Below are 23,585 nucleotides of genomic sequence, written 5' to 3' on the forward strand. Positions count from 1 at the left end.
ATTATTTTAAGAAATACAATTAATGATTTACTAATACTCAGTTAACTTGAGGCATCGATATTTGTAGCACTACCATAGCATAATTACTATGAAAAAGGAAGTGTTAACCGTATTGTCAGATTCCATACTTTTGCGCCGCTTTATCAATGGGGATCAGGGAGCATTCGATATGCTGTTTAAGCGTTACCATGGAGCGTCCTTTCAATATTGCTTTAAGTTTATCCGGGATAAACCTATGAGTGAAGAATTAGCGATGGATGTCCTCTTTCGGATTTGGAAAAACAGAGAAAAATTGCCTGAAAATATCGAGTTTAGCTTTTATCTCCGCCGGGCGCTCAAGAATGCGGTCTATAATCACTTCCGTTCCAAGTTGGCTGAAACGGTACATATAGATAATATTCCCGAAGAAAAGCTGCTATCAAGCAGCACGGTAGATGGAAATATCTTGGATGCTGAGATGATCAGGATATATGAAGAGACAATCAATCATCTATCTCCTCAAAAACAATTGGTCTTCCGTATGAGTCGGGAAGAAAACCTAACTTATGCACAAATCAGTGAAAAGTTGGGTATTTCAATCAATGTTGTGGAGAAATACATGGTTTCCGCCTTGGCCATATGCCGTCGCCAACTTGCGGAGAAACTGGTTTCAGTACTTGTCATCCTTTCATTGAACCTCTTTTTTTAATCGCCTCCCGGGCAGCCCGTTATTCGATCTCAAGCTGCACGAAGGATAACCGTCAACGGACAGCCATCTACTATTTTATTCCACTGATTTTCAATATACTACAATTTACTTTAAAGCCCATTGGGTGGTATCAGGAGAAAAATGTGTTTGTGTTTATGTATACGCATTCTTTTGTTGACAGCAAAAATCGTCTTAAAGATTGCCCAATAGCGCACGAGAAATAATTTCAGTGGATGAATGTAAACCAGCGGCAGCGTAAGCTGATAAAAAAATACCTTTTAGGTGATATAACAGATCAGGAAAGACAGGAAGTAAATCTCTTGATATCCGATCCGGAGAATAAAAATTTGTTTGACGATGTCATGGACGAATTAATACTAGATCTGTTGCCTGAAACAAAAACCGAACAGGACGAGTTGAATGACAAGTTATTGGCTTTCAAGACGAAGTATGCTATTCCGATGTCCGAGCAAGAAATAAGGACTGGGTTTCCAAAAAAATGGGGTCCCTATATAGCTGCTGCCGCGGTCTTGATCATGGTTTCTTTTGGCTTATTATTCCATCTTGACAACGGCAGTGAAAACCAGAAAAAGCTGGCGCAGAAAGGTCATCAAATCGTGCCGGGTAGCGACAAAGCGTTACTGACTCTTGCCGATGGATCGACAATCGCATTGTCTGATGCCAAGAGTGGAAAATTGGCCGACCAATTCGGTGTACATGTCGAAAAAACTGCTGCAGGTGAAATTGTCTACCACAGCGAAAGTCAGGCAGCAGTAAGATCGCTAGCCTTCAATAAGGTGTCCACACCCAAAGGAGGTCAGTATCGAATCATTCTCCCTGATGGCTCGAAAGCTTGGTTGAATGCAGCTTCTTCCTTAAGTTATCCGACCCGTTTTGACCAGCGCGAGCGTCGGGTAAAAATGACCGGAGAAGTCTATTTTGAAGTAGCAAAAATAAAACGCCCACATAGCCACGAGACTCTGCCCTTCGTCGTTGAGACCGACAAACAACTGATTCAGGTCTTAGGTACGCAATTTAATATCAATGCGTATCAAGATGAGCCAACTATAAGAACCACACTGGTGGAAGGCAGCGTCCGTGTGACATCTTCCCTGAATGGTGCATCTGTCTTATTAAAACCCGGGCAAGAATCCTTACTCTCGGATAAACTATCTGTACATACCGCAGACATTCAACAACAACTGGCCTGGAAAAATGGAGAATTTGTATTTAAAGGCGAAGATCTTGACAAGATGCTCAAACAGCTCGCCCGCTGGTATGATCTTGAAATTAACTGTCCGTCGCAGTATAGTAAAATTAAATTTACCGGAATCATATCCCGTTCCATACCGCTCTCTTCTATCGTAGACATGATCGAGTCTACAAAAGAGGTCAAAATAAAGATTGCAGGAAGGAGGTTGACAGTGAGCGATTAGTTCCCTAAAAATGAGCTTGCTTAATAAAATAGCCAAAGGTGTTTGCACCACCTTTGGCCGAATAGTTAAGCTACCAAAGTAATGTCCTAACATCAATAGATAATTTAACTTCAACAAAAGTATGAATTTTTATCAAATCATGCGTGTTATGAAAATCACCATGGTATTAATGACCTGCTTTTTTGTACAGGTAAGTGCTTTTACATATGCCCAGCGTGTGACGCTGGAAAAACGTAACAGCAGTATATATCTTGTGCTGGAGGAGATCAGGAAGCAAACCGGCTTCAGTTTTCTGTATAATACAGCTATTTTTAATAATGCAAAACCCGTTAATATTCGTGTAACTAATGTCAGCCTAGACCAGGCAATAAAGGCTTGTTTTAGTGGACAACCTTATACATACCTGATCAAAGACAAATATGTAAGCATTTCAAAACTACCTGAAAATAAAACCAGTACACCCGACAGGTTACAGCAGCGACAGGTAAAAGGTCGGGTCACCAATATGAGTGGTAAACCACTTTCGGGTGTTTCGGTGCGCGTCAAAGGGGCACAGGCTGCTACATCGACAGACGCAAATGGAAATTTCTCGATTACGATTACCGCAAACGGAGCTTCGCTCCTATTTACTTTTTTAGGTATGGAGCCGCAGGAAATCAAGGTCGGGTCCAATGACAGTATCCTTGTAAAAATGAGCGAAGCGTCTGAAAGACTTGAGGAAGTAGCCGTAAGTGTACAAGCCCGTCGCCGCACCAATACGGAAGCAGCGGTACTCGAAGAGCGAAAAAATTCTTCTATCGTGCAGGATGCCATCTCTGCACAGCTGATCGAACGCACAGCCAGCATCACCACAACGCAGGCTCTTTCCCGGGTAACCGGTGTCACCGTAACAGACGACAAGTATGTCGCTGTACGCGGACTGGGGGATCGCTCCGTTATCGGCCAACTGAACGGTGTCCGTCTCGCATCCTCCGATCCTGACAAAAGCTCCATTCCCTTGGATTTGGTACCGGCCTCGCTGCTGGATAATATCACGGTATACAAAACCGTTACACCCGATAAACCTGCCGATGCTGCCTCTGGGATTGTGGAACTTAAAACAAAGTCAGTACCGGATAGCATGACTTTTGAGCTTATCGCGCAAACGGGATTCAACTCCAATATTGGGGTAGGTGGCCAATACAATAGTTTCTGGAACAGTGACATGGGGCTGCTCGGTACCAAGATCAATCATAAAAACTTGACATCAGATTTTCTGAACCTTTCCACTCAATACCCCAAAGGACTCGGTGATATTCATAATCTGATTGCAAACAGCGGCTACAGTCCGGCAGCAAGAACAGAGGTACAACGGATAAACGGCATCATGCAAAGTTTTGATCCGGTCATGACGACCAAGCACCGACGTGCTCCCCTCAACCAACTTTACTCTGCTACGTTTGGAAATTCATATAAACTATTTGATGACAAGCATACCCTGGGCGTGATACTCGGCGGAAACTACTACCGACGCACAACGGATATATACAATGGGGATCTTACCCAGTATAGTATTTACCAGGGTGTGGTCACAGGTAATCCGGATATCTACAGCTACCGTCATATCCCAAATTATATTACACCAAACAGCTTATATATGGGAAAATATCAATCCTATAAGGAGAATACTGGAGTAGAGACACTTAATTATGGTGTGCTCGCCGGATTAACGTACCGGTTCAATCCCCGTCATGAGATCAGTGCACAGTATGTGGGAAGCTGGGGGGGAGAATCAAAGGCCACCAACATGAGAGGAGCGTATGAATATACCGGACTAACCGGAGATGTTTATAGTACCATCTATTCCTTGAAGCAAACGCTACGGGATTTGCAGACTTTTAATTTTCAGGGGGAGCACAAGTTTTTAAAATCCAGCTACTCTCCGCGACTGAGTTATAATCTCTCCATGTCTAAATCTAGCCAAAATGATCCTGATTTTCGCTATGTCTCATTGATAGACTATGTTCCGGTAGGTGGCACCTATTACCTGAAACCAATCGTTGGTACGACAGGTGGCGCAAATAGCGAATGGGCGTACACCGAACATCTTTATGCCCTAAGCTCGGGTTATGTAAACGGCTTTGGTACTTATGGAACCATTCAGGCCGAGCCGAATGGTCGACGCTGGAGAAACCTCAACGAAGACAGTTACAACCATAAAGCGGATCTTAGCATTCCTTTTCCTTTTCTCGGTCAAAAGCAAGAATTAAAAACCGGCGTTAACTATCTTTTTAGAGAGCGCCATTTTACCGAAAATATTCTCTTTCTCCCGGGCTCTAACTTCAACGACCTCGGCCGGATTACACTTCTTGATGTGGAGGGTAACCTCAACCGGATGGTCAGCAACGAAGTAATCGGCATAAAAGTACCCTCCGGCGGTACTGGTGAAGGTGAAATTCCCGTAGGTGGCTTTTTGTACAACAGCAAAAAATCACCCAATAATTATAAAGGTTTCTACGAAACCCGGGCAGCGTACGCCATGCTAGATCTACAGCTGCCCAAAAATATCCACTTGACGGGTGGTGTACGGGTCGAAAAAACAAATATTCAGACACGGGTAGACACCAAAGACGTTTACGTGGATCCCAAACTGGCCTCTGTGGACGAGGAAGGCAATATTTTAGTCACCCCTTTTGGAGATGCCAACTCGGTATATAAGACGAAATACGTTCCGTATTACTCGGCCAACCTGACTTATAAATTCAGAAAAGACATGAATTTTCGCCTGGCTTACAACAGTGCCCTGGCACGACCTGAGCTTCGGGAGATTACCAACGTCTTTGAATTTGACCCTTATCAAATGGGCTTAATCGTCGGTAACCGGGATCTGATCAACCAGAAGACGCAGAACCTCGATTTTCGATGGGAATGGTTTCCGGCGGCAGGTGAAGTATTTGCCATTTCTGCCTTTGGAAAACAAATCGACAATCAATTGGTCAAGGTATTCAGCCTGAAAACGGAGGGTCTCGCGGCGGCCTATCCTGAATTTCCGATCATACAGTTTCAAAACGATAAAAATACTGGGCGTGTCTGGGGATTGGAATTTGAAGCCGTAAAAGACCTGAGTAAATTCTGGGGACAAAAAGATGTGCTTTTTTTTGGAACAAATCTGTTGATTGCGCAAAGCGAAATCAAGAAATCCGAAGAAAGACTTGCTGCAAACCGATTTATCGATCGCCATGCTCCACTCAACAGCCCTTTGTTTGAACAGGCTCCTTATTCCATCAATGCTTGGCTAAATTACAACAATAAAAAAACCGGAACAGACCTGACCACGACATTCAATATGGTTGGTGAACGCCTGATCCAGATCAACCTGACCGGGGAACCAGATCTGTATACACAGCCGACACCGACGCTTGATTTTGTCTTTAGCCAGAAAATAGTGTCCCGATTGACCTTTAAGGGCTATGCCAAAAACATTCTCAACCCAGCGATCAAGACCGTATATGCCAACCCAAACACTGGTGGCAAATGGTATGGAAATGAATACATAAACCGTAGCTACAAACGCGGAAGTGAAGTGATGCTTGGTTTTACCTATAATCTATTCTAGCATATGAAAAGTAGTAAAAAAATATTCGTCCTGCTCCTGCTCGGACTCTTTGTATCCTGTTCTAAGGACAAATTTGTCGAAGAAGTAGATAACAGATACAACACCGGGGCTTCCAAAAGTTCCAATGTGCGCATCGTTAACCTGGGCGGTTCAAATCAGGTAATCGTAAACGGAGACAGTATTACCAATTTCGTTATCCGAAAAGGAGAAACGGATCCTATGGCTGGTAAGTACCCTCCTACCAAATATTTCCCCGTAGATGGTCGCCTCGGAACGCTGTGGAATGTTCCCCAAGACCTACTTAACAAACAAAACAGTGCGGATATCGAGGTTACTTATGTCGCCTATCAGGGAATTGGCATTGGTCTCCAGAAAAAATTTAAAATACAGGATAAAGGCAATTCGGTAGATTATTACACGTTGCTGGGTGATTATTATAATGTAGGGCTCCCCGAAGTAATCGAAGTGCCTCGAAGTGTAGAATCTCCACGCAACCCGGAAAACTGCAAAATCCGAATTATCAACTTCGCCGAAAAACCGGGTGAGAGCCAGGTAACACAGGAAGCAATAGAAGATCTATACGGGCCTGTAAGTCTGACATGGTCGGATGGAACAGCAATCAACAATGCGCTCAGCCATGTCCCTGTCGGCAAGGTATCGGACTATGTGGAAATCCCTTATGGAACCTATCAACTTAAAGTACTTACGGAAAACCAAAGACAATTGCCCTCTACCGGAAGTCTTACAATGGACTATATGACCTCATCCATCAGTTATATTGAAAACAGAACGGCGGTCATCCCTACTTACCTCACCTACAATCCGATCGCCAACTTTAAACCCGGCGGTGTATATACAGTCGTGGTTTACTCTCAGCCTTTTGATTATCCAAATATCAATGACCCGGAGTATACGCACAATCAGGTTCAGAATGGATTCCAAATTATAGCGGATATGGATCCGCCAGTGAACAATACTTATGCACGTATCCAGTTTGTCAATGCCAGAGCTGAAGCTGGGGCTGTATCCCTTAAGGTTGGTGGTAAAAGCACGGAAGCTGTCGGGTTTGGGTCACATACAGCGTACATGCCTGCTATCCATGGGAAACTTCAATTTCAGGCAGTACTCAACAATACCGCTTTGACAGCTGTAAACTATGATGTAAAAGCTGGCGACAACTATACCGTATGGCTTTATAGCACGGCAACGGGCAAAGACAGTCTGGTCGTATCGCACAACAACTTATCTGGTGTCACTTTTGGTGGGCAAAGCGGTACACAGGACGCTACTTACGAACGGTTTAAAACTAACTTTTACACTGACGTTCGTTTTTTCAATTTTAACATAGTTTTTCCCTATGCTACTTTCACCTCCGATAATGGCAAACCGTTCAGCAATAACGGATGGGCATTTAATGAACGATCTACAGAACAATTGACCCCGGGTTACATTCCTTGGGTTAATCCTTATGTCAGATTAGTACAAATGGGCGGCAACACCAAAATACAAACACAAAAAATAATGGCTTATCATGCCACCGAAAATACCACTCCCGGATCATGGGCAGACGAGGTAGCCATCTATACAACCCAGGATCTGATTGCGAAGCCAGAGCTTTTCGCAGTACGGGGCGCATTGCCCAATGCCGATATTGGCTCCTACAGCATTGCCCTTATCGGGAAGCAAACGGAGGATCCGCGCTACAAATCCAGAATGATGATCGTTAAACATACCAAATAAATGGGACAATTTAGACAAGTAGTTATGAGCAATGACACTTTTAACAACAACCTGGTGTCCAAAAAAAAGCAAGCACCCGGAAACGGAACTCCGTTCGGCATGGACAGAAATCCAATAGGCTATAAAAGCAAAGCATTTTTTCTGTTTTTTATCTTTTTATTTCTTGTTTCCTGTACGAAGATAGATTATCACGAGGTCGAAAATCCAGCTTACCTAAGGGTATTCAACAACCTCAACTATGAGGTGAACCTTGGTGACAAGGGGCTTCTCGTACCTTATTTAACTATGCTTATTGATCCAGAATTTGATCAAAACGGTATCCCCGTAAAGGCAGCTATCGTCGGCGATTTTTTAGACAAACGTGCACGGTATGCAGCTCCCTATCCTACGCACAGTGCCGGAAGCACCAAACGAAACAATCCTGAATACCCGGGCAAGGAAAATGTACTGGTAGGTCCTATCATAAATGGATTTGATCTCTCCAGTTGGGCTCAGATCCCTTCGGGCTCCCACAGGATAGTTTTCTACTTTAGACCTGTCAATGACATCCCATTTTTTCAACTGAGCGATGATCTGAAAAAAAATGTTGCCGCTGAAGGCAACTATGACCTGAAAGATCGGGAGATTTATACGCTACATGTGATCCAGAAAGATTTTAAAACGAAAGAGAACGGACTACTCTTACGTCAGGAAAATTTCCACAAGCTACCTTTCTCCGACTCATCGGTTTACCTTAATTTTTATAATATGAGTGCCAAAGGCTTTTCAACCTCCGAGGATAGAAAGCCCAACGGTATGATCACTCTTACAGATGGTATAAAAGACGAAATGAATGTCTATCTATCCCTCTATCCACAGGAAACAACCACATATACGGTTGAAACAGCGTTACCGGGATATCATGCGCGGTTCCTTCAGCCGCTGTACCGTGATACCGAAGAGGCTACCGTAAGTGATTATTTTAGTTTTCCACTATTTGCAGACAGCACAAAAACCATTACCACCAATATGGTACAGCAGGTCACTTTCCTTGCACCGGGGCTGACTTTTATTGAAATGGGTATCGGAGGAACTAATATGCCCAAAGGCTTATGTTCTCATCTAAGCTTCTATGGCCTCAACGAACTTGTACAACTTCCCGGCAGAGGCAATTCAGCACGATTCCCGAGTATGTTTATCAATACGCATTCAGGCCTTAATAATCCTAAATCGTTTCCTGCTGTAAATACCATAGAAGTCGTCAATGGAGAGGCCTATCTCACTACAATTCAACGCAAGTTTGATCCACCTATCTATAAATAATTAAGCTGATGCAACTAACGAAAATTAAAATATATATCCTCTTTCTGCTGAGCTGCATGCTCTTGCAGGCTTGTAGTCATGATGAATTTATGGTATATGAAGGAAACACGGAAACGCGGAACGTGGGGGACTATATCGGTAACAATTTCGACCTGAGCTTATTTCATGCCGCTTTGCTAAAAACCGATCTATTGAAAGCGGTGACAGGAACTGAAAAGGTCACCGTATATGCACCCACCAATGCTGCGTTCAATGCCATAGGGATATACCGTGCCTCGGATTTCGACAAACTTAATCAGGACAGCCTGAAAACCATGATTCAATATCACATATTGGCCAAAATACTACCCAGCGAGGAGATTCCGGTCAAGACACTCGATGCAAAATATCCCAATATGGCAGGCAAGGATCTCATCATTTCAAAACATGCCGGAACCTCCCAATGGGATAAGACACGGGTATTTGTCAATGGTGCAGAAGCAATACGCATCGATATTGCCCTGACCAATGGTATATTGAACATTGTCAACGCTTGTTTCAAATATCAGGAAGGGAATGTACAGCATTTTCTTTCGAAACGACCTGAATATAGCGTTTTTGTTGCCGGCCTCAAAAAGTTCGGTTATTGGGAACAGCTTGCGCAAGGCGAATGGTCGGTGGTGGCGCCCGACAATCAGGCATTTGACAAAGCTGGCATCACGCTCGATAGCATCAGCCGAATGGATCCCGGAAAATTCTACAAGCGTTTTATGGGTGTCTACCTGTTTGATACTCGTATTTTCTTAACGGACTTGGAATTATCTGGTCAATCTCTGGCAACGTCCATAGAAGGGGATGTCCGAATGAGCCGAAAAATCTTTTACAACGTAGATATCCGCTGGTTTGCTGTACAGACGCAAGAAGCCGGTCAATACGGTAGGTTCACGCCACTATCCGCCAATAATAAGGTTAACTACCTCACAGACAACGGCACAATACATCATATCGAACAATTATTGTTCCTGCCGGATGAAGCTGTTTTAACAAACACTGGAAATTAAAAGCGTCTACCGATGAATAGAATCATAGCATTACTACTGCTGCTTATCGCAGTGGTATCCTGTAAACAGGAAGAATATATGCCCGAACCTTATGGAGAAAAGGTTCCTTATGTGGAGAAAGGTAAAAAGAGTCTAGATGCACTGCTGATGGATTCCAAAAGCCATTTGTTCAAAATAGCACTGGATGGAAGTACCGTGCGTACCTTATTGGATAAGGAATGGAAAAACCTTCCGCTTACTTTTTTAGTCCCGAGCGATGCCGCTTTTACGGCCGCGGGTATGACACAGGAAAAACTGAAAAACATGAGTACTGCGGCTTTGGATTCAATCGTCCTCTACCATGTGTTAGCTGATAAAATAGATACAGCAAATGTGCACGCCACATACGGAAGCGTTCGGTTGAAATCTAAATTAGAGGATAAAGAACTGAGGCAAGGCGATCAATATGCTTCTTCAGCCTATAGTTATTACCATTATTTAGCCATTACAGCAAAGAAAATCTTGCTTAATGGAAAGACCGTGGGGGATTATCGTATAGAAAATGCGGTAGAGGCTGACGTCATCTTTATCGATACTTTTCTTAAAAAACCAGAGAAAACGCTCTGGCAAACAATGAAAACAGACAGCAGGCTTTCTATGTTTTTAGAAATTGTGGAAGCGAATGATGATTCCTATGCACAATCTTTTAGTTTGGACGAAGAACCTTGGTTTGTCTACAATATGGAAGAAGCGATCATGAGAAATCAGTTGGACTTATCAGTTGATCCGTACAATCCGGGCGCTACATATATCGGCCGCCAAACGTCTGTTTTTGCCCCGACCAACGAGGCTTTTATCAAAGCCGGTTATGAAACTGCTGCGGAGTTTATTCGATTAAATGATGCACATTGGAAATATAGAGGGCAGTACCTCAGGTTTTCGGATGGCGCTCCCTATAATTACAGAACTTTCCACAAGAACGATTCTGTCCTAACGTATCACCACGGTTGGGGCCAGCGTTACTATCCTACGGACGGCGGAGGCAGTGGTTTCTCCACCGTATTTTTTTCAAATGACTTAACAAACGAATACCTGGGCGACTACATCCTGCAGATGGAGAGCTACGATCCCAACAGCCAACCTCGTATGACCTGTCCTTACCGCTTTTCACGCGAAAATGGTAAGCTAAAAATAAGTCTGAAAGATGCGCGAAAGGGAAGCGAGCCAGCTACGGTCATTGAGCAGGATATTTTAACGCTAAACGGACCGCTCTATCTTGTGGACCGCCTGTTTATACCAAACAAATTTTAAGAAACTATGCAAAATATCATTAAATACGTATTGATCGCTACTTGCTTCCTTACGTGTAGCTCCTGCGAAAAAGAGGATACTAATCACTATTCGTATGATGCGAATCTGATCAGTATGATTATTGCAGACAATGCAAACCTCTCTAAATTAAATGCCGCCAATAAACGGACCGAGTTATATGATATGCTGCTACAGAAAGGTCCTTTCACGCAGCTTGCACCCTCTGATGATGCCTTTACAGTCGACGTAAATTCGGCAGGGTTAAATCGCCTGACCAAAATCATGCGATATCATGTACTCAATGGGGTGTACGATTTCAACAAAATCCCTTTTCAGTTCAACCAAGAAATCTACTCTTACTCCGGAGGAAAGATGTTTGTTACCAAATGGATAAAGGATCGGGACACTGTCCTTACCATCAACGGTGCTATTGTTACTCCAGTGATGAAAAATGCCAATAATGGCAAAATACAGGTGATAAACCGCTTGCTCGAACCTTATCTTTTCGACTATCTAAGCGACGCCCTAAAAAATGAATATGACATCACGCTATTTAACCAAGCACTGGAAAGGGTCCCTGCGGTCAAAAGTTTATTGCAAAAACCGGGGGCCTATACCGTTTTCGCTCCCAATAATGCTGCGATGATCAAGCAGGGTTACGGTACCCTGGAAATCATTAATAAAAAACCTGTAGATGAGCTAGAAAGACTATTGCGCTACCACATCGTACCGGACCGTAGATTCTTATATGATTATGTGCTGACAACGCCTACAGATGGCAACACCAATATCAAAACAACAGAAACAATGCTGGATGGCGATAACCTCACCGTGACGCTGGTATTTAACATCGGAACAGGATTGTACAATACAATAACACTTTTAGGTACCCGAAATACAGCCGAAACAAATCTAACCAGAGAAAACCTACTTGCTGGCAATGGCGTACTGCACATCATTGACCAAGTCCTTTTAAACTGATCCAATCAATTGTAACGGATTCATATATAGCGATGGAAATCGATACTTAAAAAATAACAATACAAAAATGAATACTATTCAACACATCATAAGTCTTGCCCTCTTGTCAGCGCTGTTGCTATTTTTCTCCTGCAAGAAAGATGGTCCCGGTGATGAGGTCAGTGCAAACCTGTCGGTAGAACATTATTTTCCAAACAGTGGGAAAGCAGGTACCCTGATTACCATTAAAGGGACAGGCTTTAGCGAAAATATTGAAGAAAACATTGTGGAATTTGCGGGTGTACGGGCCGAAGTCTTTTCCGCGCAGTCGACATCACTGGTTGTCGTGGCTCCGGAAGCCGCCACTACCGGAAAATTGACAGTAAAAACCGGTGGTCAGGCTATTGAGGTCGGCAATTATACTTACCAGCGCCTGAGTCTAAAGCGGGTATGGCCTGCCAATGGCCCTGCCGGCTCCAATATACGGATCACGGGTGAAGGGTTTGGAAGCTTGCAGCAACCTACAAGAGTGACCATTAATGACTCCACCGCCTTGGTCGTCAACATATCCGATACGCTTATTGTAGCAAAAGTCCCAGCCGGAGCAGGTACCGGAGCAGTCAAGGTTTTTGTGGATAATATGGTGTCCATAGGCGAGATTTTCACGTATCAGGAAATCAATTCCATCAAACCCTTGACTGGCGGCAAAGGCACTAAGATTACCATCAGTGGCGAGGGGTTTGAAAGCGTAAAGGAAAATAATAAGGTCTACTTTAACGACAAACAAGCTACAGTGATCGAAGCGACACCAAAGCAACTTGTTGTAATCGCTCCGGAGGGAATCGAAAGTAATAAGGCTTCTGTTATTATCAATGGACAGAAAACGGTGAGCGCGGCAATCTTTAGTGTGGTTCCCCTGCCGAAGATCGCTGCGGTATCGCCTTTAAGTGGCCCAGTTGGCTCCATTATCACCATTAAAGGAAGTACCTTCAGTACGGTTAAAGATGAAAACAAAGTATTGATCAATGGCAAGGAAATACCTCTGGAGACGAACCCCTCCAGTACAGAGCTTGTGGTCCGATATCCGGCCAATATCGGAAGTGGAAAGATCGAAGTACTGGTCAATGATCAGAAGGTCGTGGGCCCTGAATTTGTGAACCAAGAATTGGGCATTACCAAGGTAAGTCCCGAAAGTGGTCTGGCAGGAACAGAAATCACCATTCAGGGAAGCGGCTTTTCCAAGGATTTACTTGGCAACATAGTATCTTTCAATGGTGTCCCGGCACAAATTATCTCTGCCAGCGAAAGTGTACTCAAAGTGATTGCTCCAGCGATGCTGAGTACAGGTCCGGTTAATGTACAAGTAGGTAATCTATCTGCCCGGGCTCCCCTAGCCTTCCGTCGTTCAGGAGTAACGACCGTAGCCAAAGGTTTTATGACCCTTGATTATAACTATTCAAAAATAGTCATCGATTCAAAAGGCAATCTATATGTAAATAATCTCACATCTATCATGAAGGTTACACCCGAAGGCGTAAGTGCTATATTAGCAACTGGCTTTACTGGTATCATGGGGATGGACATCATGAATGATGTAATCTATGTTGTCGAATCAACTGTTGCCAAGAAAGTGACGCTGAATGGTCAAGTGACCACCATTCCGACTGCAGCTATTGCTCCCAGAGGCATTACAGTCGACAAAAATGGTAATTTCTATTATCCGAACTCCTGGAATGGCATACTTAAGGTTACCTTACCTACGGGTACGGTGCAGAATATGAATACAGGTGGGGCTTCTGACAAGTGTCGGATTGCAATCGCGGCCGACGGCACCATTTACCACTCTTCTGATGACTATCAAGGAATGATTACCAGAACATTACCCGGTGGTCGAGGCGTCAACTGGATCGGTCAATACGAACGCTATGGTTATCAGGACGGACCTATCTCTACTGCCCAAATCGGATATGGTCCGGCAGCACTAAAGTTGAATGCCCAAGGTAACTTGATCATCATGGACAGCAATAACAATGCTATCCGAGAAGTGAATCTTCAGGAACAGATGATAAGTACGCTCGCAAAGGTAGAGCGTGGTTATGCAGATGGTGATCTGAGCTCGGCAAAATGGGGTATCATTAGTGATATGACGATAGATAAGGAGGGTAATATTTATTTGCTCGATGTCACAGGAAGTGCCATCCGTAAAGTGATATTTAAATAGCTGGAATAAAAAATAGTGAGCCCAAAATAAAAATAACGAAATGACAACGATATATTTAAAACGGTGGCGCGATCCGATTATGACGATCTTATTCTTGCTGCTGAACACGCTGTTTGCGACAGCGCAGGAAACATCCGGATCACTAACGGGCCGGATAGTGAATACCCATGGCCAAGCCATTGCCGGCGCAACGATTTTAGCGGTACATACCCCTTCTGGCACACGCTATGGCCTTTCCGCCGATACTGATGGCCGGTATACAATCAATAACATGCGCATCGGTGGACCATACAGCTTAACGGTCTCTACAGTCGGTATGCAACAGACTATCCGATCGGATATCTATATCCGCTTAGGCGCTGCACAGCTGCTCGATTTTGTATTGGGCAATGATGCACAGGCCTTGGAAGAGGTTACCGTCACGGCCCGTGTGGCTGGTAAACATGCTGATAGCTATGGTACGGGCAAGAATATCAACGCCCGACAGGTACAGGCCATGCCTACAGTCAGCCGATCTCTGACAGATATAACGCGGCTTACACCGCAGGGAAGTCGCGACAATAGTTTCGGAGGCACCAACTTTCGCTACAACAATGTCACCATTGATGGTGCGATCAACAACGATGCCATTGGATTCTCCCCATCATTAGGTGGACAGACGGGTACTTCGGGTATGACCGGGAGTTCTACGCGAACCAATCCGGTCTCGTTGGATGCCATACAGGACATGCAGGTATATCTAGCTCCTTATGACGTGAAAATCGGAAACTTTACTGGCGGATCAGTCAATGCTGTCACCCGTTCGGGCACGAATAAAGTGGAGGGTTCTGTCTATGGTTTTGGTCGCAATGCCAGCCTCATAGGAAAGGATCGTGTGGGCACGCTTGGCAAGATGAACAATGACTTTTATGACTATCAAGCAGGTTTCCGCATTGGATTTCCGATCATTAAGGATAAACTGTTCTTTTTTAGCAACGAAGAGTTGACCCGTCGCCAGGATCCTGCCCAATTGGTGGTAGGCAGCAATGAAACCCTTCATATCCTGAGTCAGGAGGATGCAAACAATATCGCCGGCACTGTACAGAGCCGTTACGGTAACATCTTTGATGCTGGTACCGCAGGATCGTATACTAACTGGTCCAAATCGGTCAAATTTTTCAATCGTCTGGACTGGAACATCAATGATCGTCACCAACTGGCGATCCGTAACAATACCATCCGCAGTTCGGCGACACATATGGACCGTGACCAACAGGATTTCCGATTTTCCAGTATGGCTTTTAAACAAACAAACAATCAGAGTTCTACCGTCGCCGAATTAAAAAGCCGCTTTTCTAACTCACTTTCAGGAAATGCGGTCGTCGGCTATACGCTTGTCAACGATAACAGGGATCCATTGAGTGATCCAAGCTTACCGCAGGTACAGATTCAGGGGCGGACCCCCGGGAGCACCATCTATATCGGTACGGACCGGGAGGCCAGCATCTTTGACATGCAGCAAAAGACCTGGGAGCTGACAGCCAACCTAAACTGGAATATCGGACGTCATAAATTGCTCTTTGGCACGCACAATGAACTATACGGAATCCGCTATGGATTTGTAAATGCCTGGAATGGTCGGGTGGATTATAACAGCATTGAAGATTTTATCAGCAACACCCCCTATCGTGTGCGCGGTAGCTACAACTACAGCAACAATACCAGGGACTATATTCTCGATAATCCAGCTGCAGACTTTAACGTAAACATGTATAGCCTGTATATACAGGATGAGATCCGCCTTAGTGAACGGTTGCGGATCACACCGGGATTGCGTGCAGACTTAGCCCATCTACCGACCATGCCCACATTAAGTGCGAAGGTAAGTGATATCTGGGCAGATCCGAATTTCGGAACGACATATAGCTATACCCCATTGAATCGCATCAAAAATGATTTCCTGAACCGTATACAATTGTCTCCACGTGTGGGCTTCCGCTGGGAAGCTACCGAAGACCGTCGTCTGGTGCTACGCGGAGGTGCCGGACTCTTTACCGGCCGCATTCCCTTTGCATGGCTAGCCTATGCCTATTACAATACGGGTGACAGCTATGGCGCATTTGACCAACGTGCCGATCAAAAAGCTTTCCCACCCGGTTCGGACGCTATTAAACCTAGCCCAAATGGTCTGGCGGATTTTATTGGGCAGAATGGAGCCATCGTTGATAATCCCAATAGTGGAAAAACACAAGTGGACCTGGTGGACAATGGCTTTACCTTGCCACAGGTACTCCGTGCCAGCTTGGGTGTGGATTATGAAACGATAGATAACTGGAAGTTTACGATAGAGGGCATGTATACCCGCAACATCAGCGATGTTATCTTTCAGCAATTGAACACTAAAGATAACCCGTTCTGGTATGGATACGACAGAAGCAAACAGCAGCCTGTATACACTGGTACAGTAGACAACCGTTTTTCCAATGTGTATCTCCTGTCCAATACTAGTCAGGGGTACCGCTACAGCATTACTGGGACAATCGCCAAAAACTACAAGGAGCTGAACGCCACGGCAAGCTATACCTTTGGGCAGTCAAAAGATATCTCAAATGGTGTTCGGAACTCCATGGAATCCAACTGGCAGCTGAACCAATCATTAGTCCCAAATGATCCCAAACTTGCCTACAGCAACTTTGACCTCCGTCACCGGATAGTAAGCAACTTTAGTTATACGCACAAATGGAGATCGGCAGGCCGTACGAACATCAACCTTTTCTTTTCGGCCCAGTCTGGATCGCCCTTTACCTACGGAATCGTGAATGGCAACATACAAGGGCTTCCGCAACAGGTGTCGTTGGTATATATACCGTCACAAGCTGAAGCTATAAACTATTTCAAGGATGTGGAGGGTGGTCTGACCGCTCAGCAACAAGCTCAAGCTTTCAACACTTTCATTGATGGCAACGAATACCTGTCATCAAGACGCGGGGGTTTTACCGAACGGAATACCGGCCGCACCCCATGGAACATACAGGCTGACCTGAGACTGGCTCACGACTTTCCTATGATGAAGAGTGGACAGTTTTTAACAATTTCGGCAGACATCGTAAACCTAACAAACCTGCTTTCAAAGGAATGGGGCGTACAATACTTCTCACCGAATACGTTCAATTCGACCAGTTCGGTGGGATTGACTCCGACACTGTTCCCGCCACAGCAGCATACCGGCAACTGGCCGATATACACTTTTAGTGACCCGGGTAGCCCTTATAGTATAGACTATTTCAATTCGAGAGCACAGGTCCAATTGGGAATTAGGTATACTTTTTAGAAATTAACATTGAATTTGCTGAGCTACAATTACACTTGGCATTACAATACCTGGACCGGTCCTATAAGGCCGGTCCAGGTATTGTAATTTTAAATCGTTAAAAAATGAACATTGTTAAAATTACAATAGCGTAGCAAACAATGCCTCTATTATGCGGTCCTGTTTCCGCTTTTCAAGTTTTTAAGGAAATTAAGCAAGTCAGTAAAAATAATATGCAGGGACTATCAACTATTTGAAAACCATCCATATGATCAGTATGTATAATATTATAAGCGATCACACATCCAAAGATTAAAAACAGTAACGGTGGTATATTCGGCAATTTTCTTGGTTGAAAGATTGCCCCTTATCGACTCATTTGTTATATTTTCATGGAGCCCCAAAATATAAGTCACAAACGACAGAAGAAATATTACAATTTGAAGAAAAAATAAAGAGAAAGTGTATCGCACATGTATATCACATTTTGTCATCAATTAAAAAATAGATCCTTATATCAACACCAGTATCCGTATAATCTGACCATATGATCGGATAAGGTTGCGATCATTGATTTCTGAATGTACTGTGAACACACAAAACAGTTCGATAAGTTTATCCTTAAAAGAATATAAAGTTCCAAAACACCAAAAGGGAGCGGCAGTACGCTTTCACCTTTTTTTCATTTTTCATGCTGATAATAAGACAGTTAACCTCATTCAATCGTATATCTTTTTGAAGTCTGGCGCCAAGATACATCCTTAAAGGAGATATTAAACAATTGATCAGCTTTAGTCTGCAAAAGAAAGTCTCTCTGGAATGTAAAAGCTCTTTGGTAAAACGGTGGCTGTTTAGGAGAGAGCTTTGCTACTTTTGATCGTGGCGTAGAGAAATTAGTTTAAAAAAAAGCAAACGATCAAGGCTTCTCTTGTGTTCAACTCAAAAACTATGATGACCTTTGTTTTCAATACAAAATATGTGCAGTTAACCGCCCGAGGGATGTCTGCAATGTTGTATCTTATGTCTGTGGTCCTGCTAATACTTTTGGGCAGTTGCCATGAAGACGATAGCCCCGCACCCGAGCAGGCACACCTAAAGGTCAAGGTAAAAAGTGACGGTGATCAGTATGATGCAGTCTATCTCAACATCCTACAACTATGGACCCGCACATCTGCGGGTGGAGGAAAAATCGAGGCAAATAAAAAATTAAACATCCTCGGAATACAAAAGGATAGCATCATTGCAGGGGGACTTGTCCCCCATGGCAACATACAGGAAATTATGCTAAAAGTAGTACCTGCTGGCAATCAAATAGTCATAGATGGATCTCCCTATCCTTTAGAGATGCCACAAGGACAATTTATTGCCGTGAATATCGCGGAGAATAAACCGCTCATGCCGAATGAAACGCATACCTTGATGCTTGATATCAATCTATCAGATTTTATCGATGAGACTGTTAATGGAAAATTTGTAATTAATCCTAACATAACTGCGGTATTGGATTAACGCAATATTGAAATGGTACACCTCACTTTCACCGATAAGGGAAAATGTCAGGTTGATACGCGCTTTTATCTTTTGAGCGGATTTTGCGCAGCGCTGTCCCCAAGTTTCTTGCAGCCTATCTTTCATCAGCAATAATGAACTATGATTTAGCAATGAGTACTTCTTGCTATGATCATCCACTTTCCTATAATCAAAATAGTGCTCTTAGCCCAGACTTACAGATCCGATTACGGACCTGTTGTTGCCCAATTCGCTCTCTCGGTCGCGGTGCCAGGCGGCCGAATCATTGTTATCGCGGTATAAATTTAACAGTACCGAATTAAACGTACAGTGAATCTGTTGTTCGATCCTCTCCTTCAACGCTTGTTAGGGCTCAAGCCATTGGTTTGCGACTATGGATTTTCCAGTCAGCTTATAGTTCGTGTCCTCCTCACCATACCAGGCCGTCAACCTGGGCGTCATCACCGAACGATCGTATATTTTTCTACATGTCTGCTGCCATGGCACTACCGTGAGCAGGAGACCAAACAGCTGATCAGCTTCTTGTTGTCTAAGAAAATCGGGCTCAAAGTCCAGGAGTTCTTAGGGGAAATTATATCTTTCATTTTCAAATAAGCTAAGCTGATCCATATTGCCATTATCTTAAATTTTATCGCTGCGCCAATTCTGTCAAATAGCCGTCCCGGCAAGGAAAGAACAATTCTTCGCTCAGAGGGTGTACCATTTTAATCAAAAGGCACATGCTTCTCGCTCCTCGGATCGGATTCTAGCGACATTTTCGCACAACGTATACCGCGATAGACGGACAATCATATTCTAAAACCTTTGATCAGATAGATGCCAGCGCCATGGAGTGGCTATCTGGCTGGGTGATGCGGGAAATGCATCGTATCAAACACTGCGTGATTAGAGAGAAAATTCAATTCCGATCTACGTTTTAGAAACGTAATATTGAATTCATGAAATCCGTAGGAATAATAATTACTATTTGAAAACGTTATATTACAATAGAACTTTTAAAAGAGTATGAATGTTCTACTAGTTTTTGGATAATATGAATTTCTCATCTTTCAAAATATATCATCATGAACGGAATCATATTTCAAGGAAAAAGTCTCAATGTTGGGTGTACGGCAAAATTTCTGTTCGAACCCCAAGTAAGTGTAGAAAATATTCCGGCAATAGCAGAACTTAGCACTGGTGAAAAAGCATATGCTGAAATACTTAGAGATACCACTCCTCTGATAACAGTCCGTGTAGGTGAATATTTAAACGGAAAAGGGAAGAGAACCCGTGAAACAGCTTGGATTCTCTCCTATAATCATAAATTAAAATCATGGCAAATAACGAAGAGCCTCACCAGAAAATAGCTTGCTTTATTTGTTGAGGATGTTAAAGTTAATTTACAGCACTTATAGCATCCATTACCGTTATTTCTCTTGTTATGCGTTATATTATATTAACTTCTTGAACAAATTTAGTTTATAATTATATTTGACTGGGCTTATTGCCATAATTTTAATAAAAAGCTGATAAAACAATTATCAAAAGGAAGTTACAAAATTGCCTGCGTACCGATATGCTCCAATGCCGAACTTACAAAGGACCGAGAAATAACGCAAAAGTACATTGACCTCCTAAAGGAAAATATTAAGGATGAACCTTACGTTTGGTTATGGACACATAAGCGTTGGAAGCGGTGAGTTTACTGTACTATATTCTCGTAATCGCGATATTTATGATATCATCAAACAGGCACGCGAAGAGCTCGGGAATACTGGATTATTTTAAGCTACATTCCAATTTTTATTTACTATTATTTGGTGGTTGCTTTGCAGGGCTTCATCTACAAAATTTATTACTTTAAAAATATTTCCGCTCATGCGAAAACGATGTGTTTCTTCTGCTGTTTGAATTGTCACGGTAGCATTGTAGCCTTTATAATGCGTTTGTGCGATATGAATACTTACTATATTGTTAAAAGCGATGGTCGTATGACGTAAGTGTATGAAAAAACTGACTGCATCTTCTTTTAGAATATAGGGCGGCATGAATTTTTCGTAGAAAGGAGCTTTATCGTTGAATTTTATCAGCTTTTCCATATCTTTTTCTGATAGTGTTCCAATAAACCGCCGATAATTATCAGTGTATTTTCTAATGTAAAGGATAGCTGGAATAACCATCAACATCACACAGCCAAAAAGTATCAGCGCATACAGATAACTGTCCTTCACCCTTGTATTATAGCGTTCTTCACCCAACACTGCTTTGCCATAAGATTCGGTTTCAATCATCGTCCCAACAAAGAAAATAACTGGTATTATCACACTGATCGACAACATAATAGCAATAATAATCAGACTTCGGCGTTGTAGTTCATTTATAAAAAAATTATTCATGGCTTGGTCGAATTGGGTACCGTGTTAGGATACATACCTTTTCTGCTACCTAGTAGCTTGTTATTTTTATCATATTTTTTTATTTCGCCAGTTGAAAGCAGCTCCACTTCGTAATAATCTAGTTTCCCATTTTTGTAGCAATACTGTATCTTCTGTGAATGATCTGCACTATTGCAATTTTTGCTTACAATAGTTCCATTCTCAAAATATTCAGTACACCATTCCTTATCCTTGGAGTAGTAGCTATGTGCTGTTTTCTGTCCATTTTTATTGAAATAAATTTTTTCTTCTGAACCAGAATGATAAAAATATTCTGCTTTCCCGTTTTCGTAAAACAGTCTTGTCGTTTTATTTATATGGTCGTTTTCCGATTTTATATTCCCATTCTCATAGTAGGCCGTCTCAACAGCATCAGACAAACCTACCCCCGTTCTTAAAACTATTTTTTTGGCTAATTTCCCAGTTTGACGAAAATGTTTTACTACAAAAACGGAGTCTTTTGTTTCAAAGTGGCTGATAAGATTTCCTGAAGTATCCTTCAGATCTGTTGCAATTGCCAGGCCATTTTCAAAAGTAAAATACAAGGTATACAATTTCTCTCCTTTGGTTATTTGGGCTTTGGCGGTCTCCGTAAATTGATGTTTCCCATTTATTTTAAACCAAAATTTCTGATTTTTATTCTGTAAAAAATACGTTCCTTCTTTGAGTGTAAGTATTTCCTTTTCACGGTTTTCTGGGTTCGCTTTTATTTCCAAAATACCAAAGCCTTTTTCAAATTTTTCTAAATCCAAAAAATAACTATCATCGAGTTTTCTCAACTCTTGACAATAAGCTGTCATACCAAGAAAAATCAGGATGGTAAGTGAAGTAATTTGTTTCATTTTTACGTGTCTAATAACTTTAAAGTTCTGATACCACTGCCTTAACCCATTTTATTGGAAACAGTTTCATTTATCTGTTAGTCAAAAACTAAATTCAGCTTAAAACTAATGTATTTCTCAAGACAACAGGTTACAATTTTATATTCGAGGGTCATCATTTATAATTCGTTTCAGTAAACTATTTATTTGCTATAGTCCTGTTTCCACTTAATTTTCTGCTTGCTTCACAACGGTGTTATTTTAGCAATTCGTGCCTGACCTGCTGCCAGGTTAAAACTTGATACCGGGGAGGTCTCAATACTAAGCGAACTATACCAACGGGGACGAAAAATCACATTAAACCAATTGATGGAAGCAGCTATAGATGGTGATCAACTGGCGATTAATTCATTCTCTCGGATAGGCTATATGCTTGGAAAAGGTATTTCTACTCTAATACATATTATCTATCCAGAAAAAGTGATTATTAGCGGATATGGTGCAAGAATCGGGCAAATATTGCTTCCTCAAATTCAGGCCGCTGTCGTGGAATTCAGTATCAATGGTCTGTCAAAGTATACGAGTATTGAAATATCATCCTTGCTCAATGTGCAGCTGATGGGGACTGCTTCTATAGCAATACTGGCATTAAATGGAGAGACATTAAATATTAGCTAATATTCAGTGTTTATGTAGATTTCGGATAAACCAATATTTTTAAGGCACCAAATTTCCCAACCTGTTCTACTATATTTCAATTTCAAAAAGAATGGCTTATGAATGGATGCCGGTGGGATAACCAATTTTGATTATCAGGAAATCAAAGAATATTATCATATTGTTGTGATATCAATGCCCAAAACACCATTAATAGTCGAAGAATCAGAATTAGATAATCAATATTGATATTCTATAAAGCTAATGCGAAACTAAGCGTATTTTAAAACCAAGTTGCCTATATTTGGGTAATTGAACTACTATTATCCAATTCAAAATGAAGTTTTTTATCCAGGTCCTCTTCTTACTTATCGTCCATATCAGCTTTGCGCAAAGAAAACAAGTAATCAATAATGAAGTTACAGCTTTTAAAATTGAGAATAAACAAGATACGATTGATTTCATTGTCATTGATCAAGACCTAACAAAGAAAAAACCAATATTTTTATGGTGTCAAGGTTCCCAACCTGTTCCACTATATTTCAATTTCAAAAAGAATGGCTTATGGATGGATGCTGGTGGGATAACCAATTTTGATT

Annotated in this window: 18 protein-coding genes; 15 read left to right on the forward strand and 3 right to left on the reverse strand. The window is 42.4% G+C overall.

Going from position 1 to position 23,585, the window contains the following annotated elements; genetic code table 11:
- Window positions 1-88: 88 nt before the first annotated feature.
- The 11 genes from B4G94_RS09300 to B4G94_RS09350 all read left to right on the forward strand — a co-directional run bounded on the left by B4G94_RS09300 (window position 89) and on the right by B4G94_RS09350 (window position 19,070).
- Entirely contained in the window at window positions 89-688 is a 600-nt protein-coding gene (locus B4G94_RS09300) for an RNA polymerase sigma factor (protein WP_286858495.1), read from the forward strand.
- 233 nt (window positions 689-921) lie between these two features.
- Complete coding sequence (locus B4G94_RS09305; RefSeq protein ID WP_286858497.1) at window positions 922-2,124, forward strand: FecR family protein; 1,203 nt, start codon at window positions 922-924, stop codon at window positions 2,122-2,124.
- Window positions 2,125-2,245: 121 nt separating this feature from the next.
- Window positions 2,246-5,719, forward strand: a complete 3,474-nt coding sequence (locus B4G94_RS09310; RefSeq protein ID WP_286858498.1) for a carboxypeptidase-like regulatory domain-containing protein — start codon at window positions 2,246-2,248, stop codon at window positions 5,717-5,719.
- A 3-nt stretch (window positions 5,720-5,722) separates the two neighbouring features.
- Window positions 5,723-7,459 carry a hypothetical protein gene (locus B4G94_RS09315; RefSeq protein WP_286858499.1) on the forward strand — a complete coding sequence of 579 codons (1,737 nt, stop codon included), beginning with the start codon at window positions 5,723-5,725 and terminating at the stop codon, window positions 7,457-7,459.
- A complete protein-coding gene (locus tag B4G94_RS09320; protein WP_286858500.1) occupies window positions 7,460-8,761 on the forward strand; it encodes a hypothetical protein in 1,302 nt (433 codons plus the stop codon). It abuts the gene before it with no gap.
- Window positions 8,762-8,769: 8 nt separating this feature from the next.
- Entirely contained in the window at window positions 8,770-9,801 is a 1,032-nt protein-coding gene (locus tag B4G94_RS09325) for a fasciclin domain-containing protein (protein WP_286858501.1), read from the forward strand.
- Window positions 9,802-9,813: 12 nt separating this feature from the next.
- Entirely contained in the window at window positions 9,814-11,091 is a 1,278-nt protein-coding gene (locus tag B4G94_RS09330) for a fasciclin domain-containing protein (protein ID WP_286858502.1), read from the forward strand.
- A 6-nt stretch (window positions 11,092-11,097) separates the two neighbouring features.
- Window positions 11,098-12,072 (forward strand): fasciclin domain-containing protein, encoded by a 975-nt coding sequence (locus B4G94_RS09335; protein ID WP_286858504.1) that lies wholly within the window; start codon window positions 11,098-11,100, stop codon window positions 12,070-12,072.
- A gap of 67 nt (window positions 12,073-12,139) precedes the next feature.
- Window positions 12,140-14,272: an IPT/TIG domain-containing protein gene (locus B4G94_RS09340; protein WP_286858506.1), complete on the forward strand. Its 2,133-nt coding sequence runs from the start codon at window positions 12,140-12,142 to the stop codon at window positions 14,270-14,272.
- 40 nt (window positions 14,273-14,312) lie between these two features.
- Window positions 14,313-17,582, forward strand: a complete 3,270-nt coding sequence (locus B4G94_RS09345) for a TonB-dependent receptor (RefSeq protein ID WP_286858508.1) — start codon at window positions 14,313-14,315, stop codon at window positions 17,580-17,582.
- A 927-nt stretch (window positions 17,583-18,509) separates the two neighbouring features.
- Complete coding sequence (locus B4G94_RS09350; protein WP_286858509.1) at window positions 18,510-19,070, forward strand: DUF4382 domain-containing protein; 561 nt, start codon at window positions 18,510-18,512, stop codon at window positions 19,068-19,070.
- Between the two features lie 204 nt (window positions 19,071-19,274).
- Here B4G94_RS09350 and B4G94_RS28085 read toward each other — a convergent pair whose 3' ends face one another.
- Window positions 19,275-19,430 carry an alpha-ketoglutarate-dependent dioxygenase AlkB gene (locus tag B4G94_RS28085; RefSeq protein WP_376786646.1) on the reverse strand — a complete coding sequence of 52 codons (156 nt, stop codon included), beginning with the start codon at window positions 19,428-19,430 and terminating at the stop codon, window positions 19,275-19,277.
- Between the two features lie 725 nt (window positions 19,431-20,155).
- Between B4G94_RS28085 and B4G94_RS09355 the strand changes: the two genes are divergently transcribed.
- Together B4G94_RS09355 and B4G94_RS09360 are read left to right on the forward strand one after the other, a co-directional pair.
- On the forward strand, window positions 20,156-20,440 hold the full coding sequence (locus tag B4G94_RS09355) for a hypothetical protein (RefSeq protein ID WP_108633341.1): 285 nt from the start codon (window positions 20,156-20,158) through the stop codon (window positions 20,438-20,440).
- Window positions 20,441-20,632: 192 nt separating this feature from the next.
- Window positions 20,633-20,773: a hypothetical protein gene (locus tag B4G94_RS09360; protein WP_286858588.1), complete on the forward strand. Its 141-nt coding sequence runs from the start codon at window positions 20,633-20,635 to the stop codon at window positions 20,771-20,773.
- Window positions 20,774-20,857: 84 nt separating this feature from the next.
- Here B4G94_RS09360 and B4G94_RS09365 read toward each other — a convergent pair whose 3' ends face one another.
- Entirely contained in the window at window positions 20,858-21,469 is a 612-nt protein-coding gene (locus B4G94_RS09365) for a hypothetical protein (protein ID WP_286858511.1), read from the reverse strand.
- Window positions 21,466-22,350, reverse strand: a complete 885-nt coding sequence (locus B4G94_RS09370) for a hypothetical protein (RefSeq protein ID WP_286858513.1) — start codon at window positions 22,348-22,350, stop codon at window positions 21,466-21,468. The genes B4G94_RS09365 and B4G94_RS09370 overlap by 4 nt, the downstream gene beginning before the upstream one ends.
- 297 nt (window positions 22,351-22,647) lie before the next feature.
- On the opposite strand from B4G94_RS09370, the gene B4G94_RS09375 reads away from it, so the two are divergent.
- Together B4G94_RS09375 and B4G94_RS09380 are read left to right on the forward strand one after the other, a co-directional pair.
- Complete coding sequence (locus B4G94_RS09375) at window positions 22,648-23,007, forward strand: ROK family protein (protein ID WP_286858589.1); 360 nt, start codon at window positions 22,648-22,650, stop codon at window positions 23,005-23,007.
- Between the two features lie 316 nt (window positions 23,008-23,323).
- A partial coding sequence (locus tag B4G94_RS09380) for a hypothetical protein (protein ID WP_286858514.1) occupies window positions 23,324-23,585 on the forward strand: 262 nt, incomplete at its 3' end.

Source organism: Sphingobacterium sp. UBA7625, assembly GCF_002484085.1.
Taxonomy (GTDB): Bacteria; Bacteroidota; Bacteroidia; order Sphingobacteriales; family Sphingobacteriaceae; genus Sphingobacterium; species Sphingobacterium athyrii.